General features: G+C 64.8%; 14 protein-coding genes. 8 read left to right on the top strand and 6 right to left on the bottom strand.

Going from position 1 to position 14,690, the window contains the following annotated elements; all coding sequences use genetic code 11:
* Nucleotides 1-107 precede the first annotated feature (107 nt).
* Both phaZ and L1965_RS09585 read left to right on the top strand, forming a co-directional pair.
* Complete coding sequence (gene phaZ / locus L1965_RS09590; protein WP_241865484.1) at nt 108-1,457, top strand: polyhydroxyalkanoate depolymerase; 1,350 nt, start codon at nt 108-110, stop codon at nt 1,455-1,457.
* Nucleotides 1,409-2,011, top strand: coding sequence for a pyridoxamine 5'-phosphate oxidase family protein (locus L1965_RS09585; RefSeq protein ID WP_235756212.1), 603 nt, complete (start codon nt 1,409-1,411; stop codon nt 2,009-2,011). Before phaZ ends, L1965_RS09585 begins: the two co-directional genes overlap by 49 nt.
* A 49-nt stretch (nt 2,012-2,060) precedes the next feature.
* On the opposite strand, the gene L1965_RS09580 is transcribed toward L1965_RS09585, so the two are convergent.
* Together L1965_RS09580 and L1965_RS09575 are read right to left on the bottom strand one after the other, a co-directional pair.
* Nucleotides 2,061-3,011: an alpha/beta hydrolase gene (locus tag L1965_RS09580; protein ID WP_235756211.1), complete on the bottom strand. Its 951-nt coding sequence runs from the start codon at nt 3,009-3,011 to the stop codon at nt 2,061-2,063.
* Nucleotides 2,998-3,738 (bottom strand): alpha/beta fold hydrolase, encoded by a 741-nt coding sequence (locus tag L1965_RS09575; protein ID WP_235756210.1) that lies wholly within the window; start codon nt 3,736-3,738, stop codon nt 2,998-3,000. The genes L1965_RS09580 and L1965_RS09575 overlap by 14 nt, the downstream gene beginning before the upstream one ends.
* Nucleotides 3,739-3,969: 231 nt before the next feature.
* Between L1965_RS09575 and thrS the strand changes: the two genes are divergently transcribed.
* The 5 genes from thrS (at nt 3,970) to L1965_RS09550 (ending at nt 9,811) form a co-directional block, all read left to right on the top strand.
* Nucleotides 3,970-5,916 (top strand): threonine--tRNA ligase, encoded by a 1,947-nt coding sequence (gene thrS, locus L1965_RS09570; RefSeq protein WP_235756209.1) that lies wholly within the window; start codon nt 3,970-3,972, stop codon nt 5,914-5,916.
* 210 nt (nt 5,917-6,126) lie between these two features.
* The gene (locus L1965_RS09565) at nt 6,127-6,333 is read left to right on the top strand and encodes a cold-shock protein (RefSeq protein ID WP_235756208.1); all 207 of its coding nucleotides are present in this window, start codon (nt 6,127-6,129) and stop codon (nt 6,331-6,333) included.
* A gap of 100 nt (nt 6,334-6,433) precedes the next feature.
* A complete protein-coding gene (locus L1965_RS09560; RefSeq protein WP_235756207.1) occupies nt 6,434-7,900 on the top strand; it encodes a class I adenylate-forming enzyme family protein in 1,467 nt (488 codons plus the stop codon).
* Nucleotides 7,897-8,517 (top strand): DsbA family oxidoreductase, encoded by a 621-nt coding sequence (locus tag L1965_RS09555; protein WP_235756206.1) that lies wholly within the window; start codon nt 7,897-7,899, stop codon nt 8,515-8,517. Before L1965_RS09560 ends, L1965_RS09555 begins: the two co-directional genes overlap by 4 nt.
* Before the next feature lie 73 nt (nt 8,518-8,590).
* Nucleotides 8,591-9,811: a multidrug effflux MFS transporter gene (locus L1965_RS09550; protein ID WP_235756205.1), complete on the top strand. Its 1,221-nt coding sequence runs from the start codon at nt 8,591-8,593 to the stop codon at nt 9,809-9,811.
* Here the strand turns inward: L1965_RS09550 and L1965_RS09545 are convergent.
* The 4 genes from L1965_RS09545 to L1965_RS09530 form a co-directional block, all read right to left on the bottom strand.
* Nucleotides 9,770-10,372, bottom strand: a complete 603-nt coding sequence (locus L1965_RS09545; protein WP_439332078.1) for an AAA family ATPase — start codon at nt 10,370-10,372, stop codon at nt 9,770-9,772. The two genes, L1965_RS09550 and L1965_RS09545, sit on opposite strands and share 42 nt — an antisense overlap.
* Nucleotides 10,373-10,452: 80 nt before the next feature.
* Entirely contained in the window at nt 10,453-11,226 is a 774-nt protein-coding gene (locus tag L1965_RS09540; RefSeq protein WP_235756204.1) for an ATP-binding cassette domain-containing protein, read from the bottom strand.
* Nucleotides 11,223-12,278, bottom strand: coding sequence for an ABC transporter permease (locus L1965_RS09535; RefSeq protein WP_235756203.1), 1,056 nt, complete (start codon nt 12,276-12,278; stop codon nt 11,223-11,225). Before L1965_RS09535 ends, L1965_RS09540 begins: the two co-directional genes overlap by 4 nt.
* Before the next feature lie 92 nt (nt 12,279-12,370).
* Nucleotides 12,371-13,399 carry a sugar ABC transporter substrate-binding protein gene (locus L1965_RS09530; RefSeq protein ID WP_235756202.1) on the bottom strand — a complete coding sequence of 343 codons (1,029 nt, stop codon included), beginning with the start codon at nt 13,397-13,399 and terminating at the stop codon, nt 12,371-12,373.
* Nucleotides 13,400-13,523: 124 nt separating this feature from the next.
* Between L1965_RS09530 and L1965_RS09525 the strand changes: the two genes are divergently transcribed.
* Nucleotides 13,524-14,669: an ROK family transcriptional regulator gene (locus L1965_RS09525; RefSeq protein WP_235756201.1), complete on the top strand. Its 1,146-nt coding sequence runs from the start codon at nt 13,524-13,526 to the stop codon at nt 14,667-14,669.
* The last annotated feature ends 21 nt before the right edge of the window (nt 14,670-14,690 follow it).

Raw genomic sequence — 14,690 nt, 5'->3', positions numbered from 1 at the left:
ACCCATGATATGCGCAGGGCGGGCACAGCGTAAACCCGGCTTTTGACGTCCAGACTCCCTCCGCCAGGACGCGAAATGATGCCGCGACGCAGCAAATGGTGAGTATAATGCCAGCAAAAGGGATCAAGGGAATCGTCTCCTACGATGCGATGGAGACGATTCGGAATACCAATGAGTGGCTTGGGGCGACGGCACGGGCACTGGGTTCATACCCGGCATTCGCCCTGATTCCGCACCCCTCCATCAAGCTGATGAGCGCATGGGGCCGCGTGGTCGAACGCAGCTTCTCTCGGATGGTCATCAAGCCCGACTGGGAAATCCCCGCCATCGCCGGCGAGGATGGTCAGGACCACATCGTCTATGTCGAGCCCGAGATACGGCGACCCTTCGGGGACCTGATCCATTTCCGCGTCGCGCGGCGCGAGATCAGTCCGCGCAAGGTGCTGCTGGTCGCGCCCATGTCCGGCCACTACGCCACGCTGATGCGCTCGACCGTGACCTCGTTGCTGCCCGATTGCGAGGTCTATGTGACCGACTGGCACAATGCCCGCGACATCCCGGTCAGCCAGGGCAAGTTCGACATCGAGGATTACACCTCGTATCTTGTCGACTTCATCAAGCATCTGGGACCGGACACGAACGTGATTGCCGTCTGCCAGCCGGCGCCGCTTGCGCTGGCCGCGACCGCCATGCTTGCCGAGCAGGACCCGAATTCCCAGCCTCGCACGCTGACCCTCATCGGCGGCCCGGTCGATCCGGACGCCGCGCGCACCGAGGTGACCGATTTCGGGCGCCGCGTGACCATGGGCGAACTGGAACATCTGGCGATCCAGTCCGTGGGCTTCAAGTACCGCGGCGCCGGACGGATGGTCTATCCCGGTCTGGCGCAGTTGTCCTCGTTCATCACGATGAACGCCGAGACCCATGCCCGCGCCTTCATCGACAAGATCTTCAACGAGGCGCGTGGCGCCGCCAGCGAAGGCGACAGGCACAACAAGTTCTATGACGAGTATCTGGCCGTGATGGACATGACGGCCGAATTCTATCTGTCGACGGTGGAGCGGATATTCCAGAACCTCGAGATCGCCCAGAACAAGTTCACGGTGAACGGCAAACCGGTGGATATGGGCAAGATCACCGAGGTGGCGATCATGACGGTCGAGGGCGCTGATGATGACATCTCGGCGCCTGGCCAGTGCGTCGCCGCGCTGGATCTCTGTTCAAACGTCCCGGCCGAAAGGAAACAGCAGCATCTGGAGCCTGGGGCAGGCCATTACGGCATCTTCGCTGGCAAGTCCTGGCGGTTGAACATCAGGCCGCTGGTTCTCGATTTCATCGACGAGCACATGGCGGTTCCGGATTCCATCCGGCCCAAACGGCGCCGTGCGCGCGGCGGTGCGGCTGCCGATTGCGGCGTGAACGACCCGATCGGGAACGGCAGGAAGATGCCCGTCTGATCGGCGGAATCCTTGCCACGGCCGTGCGGTTGATTGCCGGAAACCGCAAGGCCACGGCAAGGCGAGCTACCCTGCACGATCCGGACGCGACGCGCGCCATGTTCTGGGACCGTCTCGACGATATCAGCGTCGCGATGCTCGGGCTTACGGACGACATGCGGCTGGTGCCGATGTCTCACTACAGCGATCGCGACGAGGCCGCGCTGTGGTTCATCACCGCCAGGGGAACGGAACTCGCCGAAGCGGTCGCGACCGGACCGGTTCCTGCCCTGCACGTCGTGGGTGACGGTGGAATGGGGTTGTCCGCGCGGATCGAGGGCAGGCTTTCACGGATTTCCGACAAGGCGAAGCTGGACGAGCTGTGGAACGCCGTGACGTCAAGCTGGTTCGAGGAAGGGCGGCAGGACGATGATGTGCATCTGATGCGCCTCGATCCGAGCAGCGCCAAGGTCTGGATCACCGGCGGCAGCGCCAGTTTTCTGTACAAGATCGCGAAATCCAAGGTTACCGGCGAAACCCCCGATCTGGGCGAGCATCTCAGGCTGGATTTCTGATCCGGCCGCGCATGCGCCTGCTGCAAGGCGACGAGACCGGCGCCCGCCGCTAGATCCCGGCAATCCACTGCACGATCCGGTCCACCAGCACCACCGACAGGTCCGGTGACAAAGCATCGCCGCCGATGACATGGGCGCTCGGGTCGTCGCGGGGGCCCGGGTCCACATTCAGCCGGGTGACCGGTCCGCCCCAGCGATCGGCCACGCGCTGCGTCGCCCGCGGCACGACGACGCGATCCTTCCAGGACCAGATGAAGAAGGCGGGTTGACGCGCCGTCCCGTAGTTCAGGCCCCGCGCGTGCCGCACCGCGGCTGCCATCGGCAAAGTCGACACGATCGCATAGCACGAGGTCCAGCCTTGCTCATGCGCCTCGTTCAGGGGCTCGAAGCAGCGGTCGCCATGCCAGAGCGCCTCGATGACCGGACGCGCGAAGGGCAGGTCCAGCACCCAGGCCCATCGGTGGTTCACCTTGAAATTCGGAGAGATCAGCACCAGGCCATCGATCTGCGGTCCAAGTTTGGGGTCAAGCGCTGCGATCGCGGCCAGCGTTGCGCCGGTGGACAGGCCGAGCAGGATCACCCGGTCGCCCAGTCGGTCCGCGACGGCGACCGCGTCGACGGTATCGCCCCACCAGTCCGACAGGCGCGCCCTGGCCATGGCGGCCCCGTCAAGCCCGTGACCGGTCAGGCGCGCCGAATACAGGTTCGCGCCAAGCGCCTGCGCGACCTGCTGTGGCAATGGCCGCAACTCGGCGGGGCTGCCGGAAAAACCGTGCAGATAGACCAGCGCCAGCTCGGTTCGCTGTCCGGGCTCACCGGCCCATTCGATGCGGCCGGCAGCACGGTCGTCTATGTGCCGTTCACGGTCGGCCAGCCAGCCGCTGAGGTCCTCGGGCAGGTCGGCTTCGACCGTGTGCATGTCGGCCGGCTCGCGCGGGCCAAGAAGGATCAGGGCCGCCATGACGGCGACCATGACCGCCAGCGCCCTAAGCCAGAACATCCGCGATCGCTTCGCCGATCAGCGACAGACATTCCGGCGTCGAAAAGCGATGGTCAGCATTCTTGACCAGCGTCAAACGGATGTCGCTGCCATCCGCATGCTTCAGCAGGCGAAGCGCCCAATCCATCGGCACGTCCGCATCGGCGGTTCCCTGCAACATCCGCACCGGGAAGGGCAGCGGCAATGGCTGCGTCATCACAAGCTGGTTGCGGCCGTCCTCTATCAGGTGGCGGGTGATGACATAGGGCTGGTCGTCATAGTCGCTTGGCAGCTCGATCCGGCCCTGCCGCATCAGCAGGTCGCGCTGCGCGGCATCAAAGCCTGCCCAGTAGCCCTGCTCGGTGAAATCGGGCGCCGCGGCGACGGTCACCATCGCCGCGACGCGCTGCGGAATCGCGCGGGCCAGCAGCAGCGCGATCCAGCCGCCCATGCTTGACCCGACCAGCACCTGCGGACCGGTGGTCAGCGCCTCGATGACCGCACGGGCGTCCTGGACCCAGTCGCCGATACACCCCTCTGCAAAGCTGCCACTGCTTTCACCATGTCCGGAATAGTCGAAGCGAAGGAACGCCCGGCCCTGTGTCTGCGCCCAATCCTGCAGATACGATGCCTTGGTGCCCGCCATGTCGGATTTGAAGCCGCCCAGGAACACGATCCCCGGTCCCTGCCCGGCGCTTCGGCAATAGGCGATCCTGCGGCCTTCGGTTGTCGTCAGATAGTCGATCATGCTCTTACCTTGTCCCGTTCCCGGGCGTTCCAGCCCCGGCCAGCGGTCGCACGACCGCGACCACCAGATTGCGTCGCGAAGTATAGACCGGGCATGCATCCGTTGGCGACATGTCCTCAGGACAGGTGGCCCGCCCTTGTTCTTGACAGTTCTCGGCTCGGGGTCCAAGACGGCGCCCGACATACCCGCAACCGGGCGTTCCGTGGGCGCCAAACCGACGAGGAGGACGACATGTCCCATATTTCCCTGACCTTTCCCGATGGCAATTCGCGCGACTATTCCGCCGGCATCACCCCGGCCGAGGTGGCCGAAAGCATCGCGCCAAGCCTTGCCAAGCGCGCGATTTCGGCCAGCCTCGACGGTCGCCATATCGATCTGGCCTGGCCGATCACCGAAAGCGGCGCGATCGCGATCCATACGATGAAGGACGAGGCGCAGGCGCTGGAATTGATCCGGCACGACTTTGCGCATGTCATGGCCCGCGCCGTGCAGGACATCTGGCCGGACGTGAAGGTGACAATCGGACCCGTGCGCGATTTCGGCTGGTTCTACGATTTCGATCGGGCCGAGCCTTTCACGCCCGAGGATCTGGGCAAGATCGAGGCGAGGATGAAAGAGATCATCGCCGCCCGCGATCCGGTCCGGACCGAGGTCTGGGACCGCGACCGGGCGATCGCCCACTACAAGGCCGCGAACGAGCCCTTCAAGCTGGAACTGATCGACCGCATCCCCGAGGGCGAGGATCTGCGCATGTACTGGCACGGCGACTGGCAGGATCTGTGCCGCGGACCGCATCTGCAATCGACGGGCCAGTTGCCCGCCGACGCCTTCAAGCTGACCCATATCGCCGGAGCCTATTGGCTGGGTGACGCCTCGCGCCCGCAATTGCAGCGCATCTATGGCGTCGCGTTCCGCAACCGCGAGGATCTCAAGGCGCATCTGCACATGCTGGAAGAGGCCGCCAAGCGCGACCACCGCAAGCTGGGCCGCGAGATGGATCTGTTCCACATGCAGGAAGAGGCGCCCGGGCAGATCTTCTGGCACCCGAACGGCTGGAACATCTACACCACGCTGCAGGACTACATGCGCCGCAAGCAGCGCGCCGACGGTTATGTCGAGGTCAACACGCCTCAGGTCGTCAGCCGCAAGTTGTGGGAAGAATCGGGCCACTGGGAAAACTATCAGGAGCACATGTTCATCGTCGAGGTGGACGAGGATCATGCGCGGCAGAAGACGGTGAACGCGCTCAAGCCGATGAACTGCCCCGGCCATGTGCAGATATTCAACCACGGCCTGAAATCGTATCGCGACCTGCCGCTGCGGATGGCGGAATTCGGGTCCTGCAACCGCTACGAGCCGTCCGGCGCGCTGCACGGGATCATGCGGGTGCGCGGCTTCACCCAGGACGACGCCCATATCTTCTGCACCCAGGAGCAGGTCGAGACCGAGACCCGGAAATTCATCGAGTTTCTAGCCGGAATCTATGCCGATCTTGGTTTCACGGACTGGAAGATCAAGCTCTCCACGCGCCCTGACAAGCGCATCGGATCCGACGAAAGCTGGGACCGGGTCGAGGCCGCGCTTGGCAATGCCTGCCGCGCCGCAGGCCATGATTACACGCTGTTTCCCGGCGAGGGGGCGTTCTATGGCCCCAAGCTGGAATTCGTTCTGACCGACGCGATCGGCCGCGACTGGCAATGCGGCACATTGCAGGTCGATCCCAACCTTCCCGAGCGGCTGGACGCGGAATATGTGGGTCAGGACGGCGCCAAACATCGCCCCATCATGCTGCACCGCGCGGTTCTGGGAAGTTTCGAGCGTTTCATCGGCATCCTGATCGAGAACAGCGCCGGCAAGCTGCCGTTCTGGCTTGCCCCCCGCCAGGTCGTCGTCGCGTCCATCGTCTCGGACGCGGATGCGTTCGTCCACGAGGTCGTGGCGACGCTGCGCGCGGCAGGGATCCGGGTCGAGGCGGACACCCGGAACGAGAAGATCAACTACAAGGTGCGCGACCATTCCGTCGCGAAGGTTCCGGCCATTCTTGCCATCGGCATGAAGGAGGTCGAGGGCCGCACCGTATCCATGCGCCGGCTGGATCAGCAGGGTAGCCGCACGTTGTCGCTGGACGAGGCGGCAGAGATGCTGAAAGCCGAAGCCACACCGCCCGATCTGCGCTGAATTGCGGCGCTTTCACGCGAGTGTCGCACTCGCCGCGCAGGCTGTGGGCGTTTCCTGCTTGCGTTTCTTAACGATTCGTTCATCATTTCATGTGCGTGAGCGAAGACTTTCTACCGCCTCCCTCTTGTTGGGCAGCCGGAAGACCGAAAGCGGGCTGCACGGCCTGGCGCAATCCTGCGTCGGGATGACGACTTGAAGGAGAGAACGGTTATGGCGACCGGAACGGTAAAATGGTTCAACGCCACCAAAGGCTTTGGCTTCATTGCCCCCGATGACGGCGGCAAGGACGTGTTCGTGCACATCTCGGCGGTCGAGCGCGCCGGGCTGACCGGACTGCAAGACAACCAGAAAATCGCATATGAGTTGCAGTCCGGCCGTGATGGCCGGGCCTCGGCCAGCGATCTCAAACTGCTCTGACCCTGCCGCTCAGGCACAGGAAACGGCCCGTCCGCGCGGGCCGTTTTTCTTTGGCAGCGTCATCGCGCAACGAACGGGTCGACAACAGGCAAAGCTCAGGATGAATCTTGCGGAACATGTTCTTCTGGCGGGGTCCTCAAGGTCCGAAAAGCTGGCGCTTGCGGTCGTGGGACCGGCCCGCGCCGAGCGCTGGTCCTATGGTCGGCTGATCGCGGCCGTCCGCGGCACCGCAACCGGGCTGCTTGAGGCGGGGCTTCGCCCTGGCGACCGGCTGCTGATGCGGCTTGGCAACACGCCCGGCTTTCCGATCGTCTATCTGGGCGCGATCACGGCGGGCATCGTTCCGGTCCCGACCTCGGCCATGCTGACAACGCGCGAGGCAAGCAAGATCGCCGCCGAGATCGGTCCGGCGATGATCGTGGCGGGGGCCGGCGTGCCGATGCCCGATCATGCCGCGCCGGTTCTGGACGAGTCCGAGATGGCCGGTTTCAGCGATCTGCCGCCTGCCGATTTCGTGCACGGCGACCCCGACAGGCTGGCCTACATCATCTACACCTCGGGCAGTTCGGGCCAGCCGCGCGCGGTCATGCACGCGCACCGCGCCATCCATGCACGGCGGCTGATGTTCGACGGCTGGTATGGCCTTCGCGACAGCGACAGGATGATGCATGCCGGCGCCTTCAACTGGACCTTTACGCTTGGGACCGGCCTCATGGATCCCTGGACGCTTGGCGCAACCGCGCTGATCCCGGCCGAAGGCACCGATCTTGACCAGATCCCGCTGCTCGCCTCCCGTCACGGGGCCACGATCCTTGCCGGGGCACCGGGCGTGTTTCGCCGCATCCTGCGCGCAGACTGGCAGCCCTTCGCCAGCCTGCGTCACGGCCTCGCCGCGGGCGAGCGCCTTGATCCGTCCCTGCGCAACGAGTGGCAGGCCCGCACCGGCACCGACCTGCACGAAGCAATGGGCGCATCAGAGCTTTCGACCTTCATCTCGGGCAGTCCCGACCGCCCCGCCCCGCCCGGCACCGCAGGCTTCCCGCAACCGGGGCGCAACGTCGCGATCCTGTCCCGGGACGGACAGCCCCTCGCAGCGGGCGAGGCCGGCGCACTCGCCGTGCGCCGCGATGATCCAGGGCTTTTTCTCGGCTATCTGGGTCAGCCCGAGGAGAGCGCGGCGCGCTTTCGCGGCGACTGGTTCCTGACCGGCGATCAGGCGGTGGCCGACAGTGACGGCGCGATCACGCTGCTGGGACGTGCCGATGACATCATGAATGCCGGCGGCTTCCGGGTCGCGCCATCCGAAATCGAAGAGCTTCTGGCGACCCATCCGCAGGCCGGCGACGTGGCCGTCACCGAGCTGGCGGTGAGCCCCGCGACCAGCATCATCGCCGCGTTCTGGACCGGCACGGCCTCGGCCGATGACCTGCGCGCGTTGGCCGCAAGCGGACTTGCCCGTTACAAGCAACCGCGTGATTACATCCGGCTCGAGGCGCTGCCCAGGACGCCGACCGGCAAGATCAACCGCCGCGCGCTTCGTGAAACACATCGAAAGGACCGCGCATGATCCGTCTCGACATCTTCGCCGATCCCGTCTGCCCCTGGTGCCTGATCGGCAAGCTTGAACTGGATCGCGCGCTGGAAAGCCGCCCCTCGCACCCCTTCAACGTCACCTGGCATCCCTTTCGCCTGAACCCGGACATGCCACCCGAAGGGATGGATCGGCTGGCCTATCTGAAAGCCAAACCCGGTGCCGCCGAGGCCGCCCGCACCCTTGCCCAACGAGCCGCCGCGATGGGGCTTGTTCTGGACCCCGCGCCGCGCCAGCCCGACACCACCGACGCCCATCGCCTGATGTATTGGGCCGGTCTGGAAGGAGCCCAGACACCCGTCATGTCGGGGCTGTTGCGCGCCCACTGGCAAGAAGCGCGAGACATCGCCGACACGGAACAGCTGGCCCGCATCGCCGGGGCTGCGGGGCTGGACGAGGCGCTGGTTTCCCGGTTGCTGCGCAGTGACGCCGACCGTGACCAGATCATCGCGCGCGAGATGCATGCCCGAGAGCGCGGCATAAACGCGGTGCCGACCTTCATCGTCGCCGACCAGCACGCGATCAGCGGGGCGCAGACCGCCAGGATATGGCAGGACATCATCGATGAGCTGACCCAAGCCGACAGCGTGTGACCACCTGGCCGGGAAATCTTGCGCATAATGCAAAGTACCGTTATGCGCTGCACCTGATCGAAGGTGTTTCCCGATGTCCCGAGCCGCGACCCTGGGCCCGACGCCGCTGAGGCGGCTGCCGCTGCCAGAATTCATTGCGATGCTGGCGTTTCTTTTCGCTACCATCGCCTTTTCGATCGATGCGATGTTGCCGGCGCTGCCCGACATCGCGCGCGAACTGACGCCGGACAACATCAACCGGGCCCAGCTGATCCTGACCGTCTTCGTCGCCGGGCTGGGGGCAGGCACGCTGTTCGCAGGTCCGATCTCGGACGCGATCGGCCGAAAGCGCGCCATCACCATCGGCTTCCTGATCTACGCCCTCGCGACCGTCATCGCGATCCTTGCCAGTTCGATCGAGACGCTGCTGGCCGCCCGCTTCGTGCAGGGCCTTGGCGCCGCCGCCCCCCGTATCGTCGGGTTGGCGCTGGTTCGTGACCTCTATGCGGGGCGCGAGATGGCGCGGATCACCAGCTTCGTGATGATGGTCTTCATCATCGTCCCCGCGCTTGCCCCCTCGATCGGGGCGGGGATGATCTGGCTTGCCGGCTGGCAGGGGGTCTTCTTCGGCTTCCTGCTGTTCGCGCTGATCGGATGCAGTTGGCTGAACCTGCGCCAGGCCGAGACCCTGCCGCCCGAACGCCGTCGCCCCTTGCAGGTCGCCCCGCTGAAAGAGGCCGCCCGCGAGGTGCTCGGCAACCGTCAGGTCATGCTTTGCACGCTGATCCTGACGCTGGGGTTCGGGCAGATGTTCGGACTGCTGTCTTCGGCCCAACAGCTCTTCGCAGAGGCCTATGGCAAGGGCGGTGCGTTCCCGGCCTGGTTTGCCGCAATGGCGCTGCTTTCGGGTTCCGGCACGGTGCTGAACGCGGTCTTCGTCACCCGTTTCGGGATGCGCCGGATCGCATTATGGGCCTATGTGATGCAGACCTGCGTCAGCGCCACGATGCTGGTGCTGCTGGCGGCCGGACTGCTGCCGCCGGCACTGCAATTCCCGGCCTTCTTCATCTGGTGCGTCAGCGTGTTCTTCATGGCCGGCGTCACCTTCGGGAACCTGAATGCCCTTGCCTTGCAGCATATGGGGCATATCGCCGGCATGGCCGCGTCGATCGTCGCCGCCATCTCGACCATGCTTGCGACGCTGATCGCCGCGCCGGTCGGCCTGCTTTATGACGGCACTGCGCTGCCCGTCGTGACGGCCACTCTGATCTGCTCAGCCCTGGCCTGGTTCCTGATGCGCTACCTCGCCGACTAGCACCACATCGGCTGCGCGCGAAGCCGTGGATGCTATCTGCGCGTTGGCCAGGTCGTTCGCCAGATGCGCGGCGACCCCGGCTTCGTCCTTTCCCAGCGCGTGCCAGCGCGCCTCAAGCCTGCGACGCAACTCCGGCAAAGGGACGTCCAGCCAGACGCTCAGGTCATAGCGGACGCGGTTCCAGGGCGGCCGGTCCAGCAGCAGGTAGTTCCCCTCGACCACAACCACCCTGTGCGACGGCGCGACGACCCCAGCACCGGCCACAGCCAGTTCGCGGCTGCGATCGAAGACCGGAAACACGATGTCGCCCCCTGGCTGCGCCAACCGGCCAGCCAGAACGGCGAACCCCTCGGCGTCGAAGGTTTCGACGGCGCCCTTGCGCTCGAGCAAGCCACGCTCTTCCAGCACCCGGTCATCCAGGTGGAACCCGTCCATCGGCACCAGCACCGCATCCGGCAGGCGGGCGACCAGCGCCTCGGCCAGCGTCGATTTCCCGGAACCGGGCGCGCCCGCCACGGCCAGTACGGTCCGGTCCGATGGCACAGCATTGATCCGCCTGATGAGCGCCCGCCCTTGCGCGCTGTCGAAAAAGCCATCGGCAAGCCCCGGCAAGGCGGGCCCGTCCACCCCATCCCCACTCGTCACGCAGCGACCCCTTCGGGCAGTTTCGCGCCGGTCATGTAGGCCACCGCGTCCGACATGGTATGCTCTTTGGGATCGATGACACAAAGGCGCTTGCCAAGCCGGTGGATATGGATCCGGTCGGCCACCTCGAAGACATGCGGCATGTTGTGGCTGATCAGCACGATCGGAATGCCGCGCGACCTGACGTCCAGGATCAGGTCCAGCACCCGGCGGCTTTCCTTGACGCCAAGTGCGGCCGTGGGCTCGTCGAGGATGATCACGCGGCTGCCGAACGCGGCGGCGCGCGCCACGGCAACGCCCTGACGCTGTCCGCCAGACAGCGTCTCGACCGGCTGACTGATATTCTGGATCGTCATCAGCCCCAGCTCGGTCAGCTTCTCGCGGGCGAACTTGTCCATGGCTGGCTTGTCCAGCATCTTGAACCACTTGCCCATGATGCCCGGGCGGCGAAGCTCGCGCCCCATGAAGATGTTGTCCGAGATCGACAGCGCAGGCGACAGCGCAAGCGTCTGATAGACGGTCTCGATGCCGGACTTGCGCGCCTCCAGCGGGCTGTTGAAGCTGACCGGCTTTCCATCCAGCCTGATTTCGCCCTCATCCGGTCGCACGGCCCCGGAGACCGCCTTGATCAGGCTTGACTTGCCGGCGCCATTGTCGCCGATGACGGCCAGGATCTCGCCAGGATAAAGGTCGAAATCGGCGTGATCGATCGCGGTCACCCGGCCATAGCGCTTGACCAGATTGCGGGCTGCCAGAATCGGTTCGGTCATGACGAGATCTTCCTGATCCACTGGTCCACGGCGACGGCGATGATGATCAGCCAGCCGGTCGCGAACAATTGCCACAGAACGTCCACACCGGCGAGGCGTAGACCGGAGTTGAAGACACCCACGATCAGCGCGCCGATCAGCGGGCCCAGGATCGAGCCACGCCCACCGAACAGCGATATGCCGCCGATCACCACGGCGGTGATCGATTCAAGGTTCGATTCGAAGAACGAGGTCGGGCTCACCGATCCGACACGTCCGATCGAGGACCACGCGGCCAGGGCACAGATGACACCGGCGGTCATGTAGACCGACATCAGCATCCGGTTGGTCTGGATGCCCGCCAGCGCGGCCGCCTCGGGATCGTCGCCAACCGCATAGACCCTGCGGCCCCAGGCGGTCTTGTTCAACGCATACCAGAGCACCGCGAAGACGATCAGCATCAGGACGACGCCATATGTCAGCACCGCACCGCCGAGATTGAACCTTTCGCCGAAGAATTTCAGCATCGGCGCTTCGGCGTCCAGCGTCTGGCTTCGGATCGTCTCGCGCCCTGAAAGGTAATAATTCAACGCAAGGAATATATTCCAGGTCCCCAGCGTCGTGATGAACGGCGGCAGCTTGAGCCGGGTGACCAGCAGCCCGTTCAGGCCTCCGGTCAGCATCCCGCAAACAAGACCGAGCAGGATCGCAAAGGGCACCGGGACGCCGAATTCGATCGAAAGCCGGCCCATGATGACCGAAATCATCACCATGACCGCGCCAACCGAAAGGTCGATGCCGGCGGTCAGGATCACCAGCGACTGCGCGGCCGCCAGCGTGCCGACCACCGCCACCTGCTGCATGATCAGCGACAGGTTGAAGGCCGAAAAGAAATTGGGCGAGACCAGCCCGAAGACGATCAGCGACAGCACCAGCACGATGACCGGCACCATGGTTGGATAGCGATGCAGGAAATGCTGGATACGGTCCAGCGGACCACGCGAATGGTGCTCGAATTGAGCCACGGCTTCGCCTGAGCTACGCTCGACCACGGGATCTGGGGCGTCCGACATGGGCCTCTCCGTCCGAATGAGGATGATGGTGCGGCGGCGCATGGCGCCGCCGCCAGGGTTTCCGTGTCGCCTGACGGGTCAGGCGACCCGCATCAGCCCCAGCACTGGTCCAAACCTTCCTGCACGCTGATCGATTCAACGCCCTCGACAGGTTCGTCGGTGACCAGATTCACGCCGGTATTGGTAAAGTCGAGGCCTTCACTGGTCGCCGGACGGGTGCCGTCCTTGGCGAAGGCGGCGATCGCCTCGACCCCCATTGAGGCCATTTTCAGCGGATATTGCTGCGAGGTCGCGCCGATCACGCCTTCCTGCACATTCTGCACGCCAGGACATCCGCCATCGATCGACACGATCAGGGCGTCACCTTCTTTTCCGAATGATTTCAATGCCTCATAGGCACCTGCGGCGGCCGGCTCGTTGATCGTGTAGATCACGTTGATGCCGGAATCCATCTGCATCAGGGCTTCCATCGCCTGACGGCCGCCCTCTTCGTTGCCCGAGGTTACCTCGTGACCAACGATGCGTGCATCGTCCTCGTCCCCGATGACATTGGGATCCTTCACGTCGATCCCGAACCCTTCCATGAACCCTTGATCACGCAGAACATCCACGGAAGGCGCGCTGGCCGACAGGTCCAGGAATGCGATTTTGGCGTCCGCGGCAGCATCGCCCAGCTTGCCCTTCGCCCAGGCGCCGACCAGCCGCCCGGCTTCGAAATTGTCGGTCGCGAAGGTCGCGTCCGCGGCATCGATCGGGTCCAGCGGCGTGTCCAGTGCAATGACCAGAATGTCGTTGTCCTGCGCCTGCTCGAGCACATCGACAATGGCCTTGGTGTCCGATGCGGTGATCATGATACCCTTCACACCGGCCGAGATGCAGCTTTCCACCGCCTGTTGCTGGGTTTCGTGATCGCCATCGATCTTGCCGGCAAAGGTCATCAGCTCGACGCCCAGCTCCTGGGCCTTCGCGGTCGCGCCTTCCTTCATCTTGACGAAAAACGGATTGATGTCCGTCTTGGTGATCAGGCAGGCCTTCACCGGGTCCTGCGCCTGGGCCAGCCCGGCGCTCAGCGCCAGCACGGACGCGGCCAGGGACAGTCGAAATACGGGCTTCATGTTCATGTCAGTTCCTTCCTCCACCACCAGCAGGCTCCCTGTCCCGCCTTGCCTCTCAAAAAGCACCAGAAGATTTCTCTTGTCAATAACTCAATTGCATTGATTAATGCGGGCAAGGAGGATGGATGGCATGCCGAATGATCGAGTTGGCACCGCGATGGCGGGACGGAACGAGCGCGTGATCCTTTCGCTGATCCGGCGCCATGGGCCGATGCCACGCGCGGCCTTGGCACATGCGACGGGACTGTCGCCCCAGGCCATCACGAATCTCAGCAGAAAATTGATTGCAAACGGTTTCCTGGAGGCCGAAGAGGTGGTCCGCGGCAAGGTCGGCCAACCCTCGACACCGCTGGCTCTGGCCCCTGACGGGGCGTGGTTCCTGGGGCTCAAGCTGGGTCGCAGGCTGGCCGAACTGGCCCTGGTGGACTTTACCGGTCAGGTGAAACTGCACCGGCAGGAGATATATCCGTATCCGCTGCCGGACAGGGTCCTGGCCTTCGCCCGGCATGGCATCGCCACGTTCGTGGCGAATCTGCCGCGCGCATCGCGCGACCGAGTCGCCGGGCTGGGAATCGCGACGCCCTTCCGGCTTTGGGACTGGGGTGACGAAATGGCCGGCTGGATCGACTGCGATCTGCGCGCCGAACTGGAAGCGGAACTGCCCTTCCCCGTTTTCCTCGAGAATGACGCCACGACCGCCTGCGGGGCCGAGCTTGTCTTCGGCCACAGATCCCTTCCCAGCGATTTTCTGCACATCTACATCGCGCATTTTCCCGGCGGCGGACTGGTTCTGGACGGCAAGCTTCGCTTTGGACCCAGACGCAATGCCGCCGCGCTGGGGTCGATCCTTGTTCCGGATGGCGGGCAATTGCTGCACAGCGCCTCGCTGGCGTCTTTGGAAAAGCGCCTTGGACGACCCCTGCAACCCGACGACTCGGCGTGGGACGTGCCGGAGACGGTCGAACGCGAATGGGCCGAACAGGCCGGGCGCGCCCTGGCCTTCGTATCGCTTGCCGCCGTCTCGATCGTCGACCTGCCGCTGGTCGTGATCGACGGGGCCGTGCCCCCCGCGACCCGCGCGCGGCTGGTCGCTACGACCCGCGAGGCACTGGCGGGCATGCCGCGAGAGGGCATCGACCCCCCGCATGTCATCGAGGGCAGCCTTGGCCGCAACGCGCGGGTTCTGGGGGCGGCCGCCCTGCCGCTGTCGCATTTCTTTCAGCCGGACGGCGATCTGCGTTCGTCCCCCGCTCTGGCAACCGAAGGCCAGATGTAACAGACTCGCGCCAGTCAGACG

It is taken from the genome of Paracoccus salsus, assembly GCF_021556615.1.
Taxonomy (GTDB): Bacteria; Pseudomonadota; Alphaproteobacteria; order Rhodobacterales; family Rhodobacteraceae; genus Paracoccus; species Paracoccus salsus.
Note: the sequence above shows the minus strand (reverse complement) of the source record. Positions and strands in the feature narration are given on the sequence as shown.

Bases quoted from the DNA above. Each gene is read 5' to 3' on its own strand.
- phaZ (WP_241865484.1), top strand. From the start codon at position 108: ATGCCAGCAAAAGGGATCAAGGGAATCGTCTCCTACGATGCGATGGAG.
- L1965_RS09580 (WP_235756211.1), bottom strand. From the start codon at position 3,011: ATGTTCTGGCTTAGGGCGCTGGCGGTCATGGTCGCCGTCATGGCGGCC.
- L1965_RS09575 (WP_235756210.1), bottom strand. From the start codon at position 3,738: ATGATCGACTATCTGACGACAACCGAAGGCCGCAGGATCGCCTATTGC.
- thrS (WP_235756209.1), top strand. From the start codon at position 3,970: ATGTCCCATATTTCCCTGACCTTTCCCGATGGCAATTCGCGCGACTAT.
- L1965_RS09565 (WP_235756208.1), top strand. From the start codon at position 6,127: ATGGCGACCGGAACGGTAAAATGGTTCAACGCCACCAAAGGCTTTGGC.
- L1965_RS09560 (WP_235756207.1), top strand. From the start codon at position 6,434: ATGAATCTTGCGGAACATGTTCTTCTGGCGGGGTCCTCAAGGTCCGAA.
- L1965_RS09555 (WP_235756206.1), top strand. From the start codon at position 7,897: ATGATCCGTCTCGACATCTTCGCCGATCCCGTCTGCCCCTGGTGCCTG.
- L1965_RS09550 (WP_235756205.1), top strand. From the start codon at position 8,591: ATGTCCCGAGCCGCGACCCTGGGCCCGACGCCGCTGAGGCGGCTGCCG.
- L1965_RS09540 (WP_235756204.1), bottom strand. From the start codon at position 11,226: ATGACCGAACCGATTCTGGCAGCCCGCAATCTGGTCAAGCGCTATGGC.
- L1965_RS09535 (WP_235756203.1), bottom strand. From the start codon at position 12,278: ATGTCGGACGCCCCAGATCCCGTGGTCGAGCGTAGCTCAGGCGAAGCC.
- L1965_RS09530 (WP_235756202.1), bottom strand. From the start codon at position 13,399: ATGAACATGAAGCCCGTATTTCGACTGTCCCTGGCCGCGTCCGTGCTG.
- L1965_RS09525 (WP_235756201.1), top strand. From the start codon at position 13,524: ATGCCGAATGATCGAGTTGGCACCGCGATGGCGGGACGGAACGAGCGC.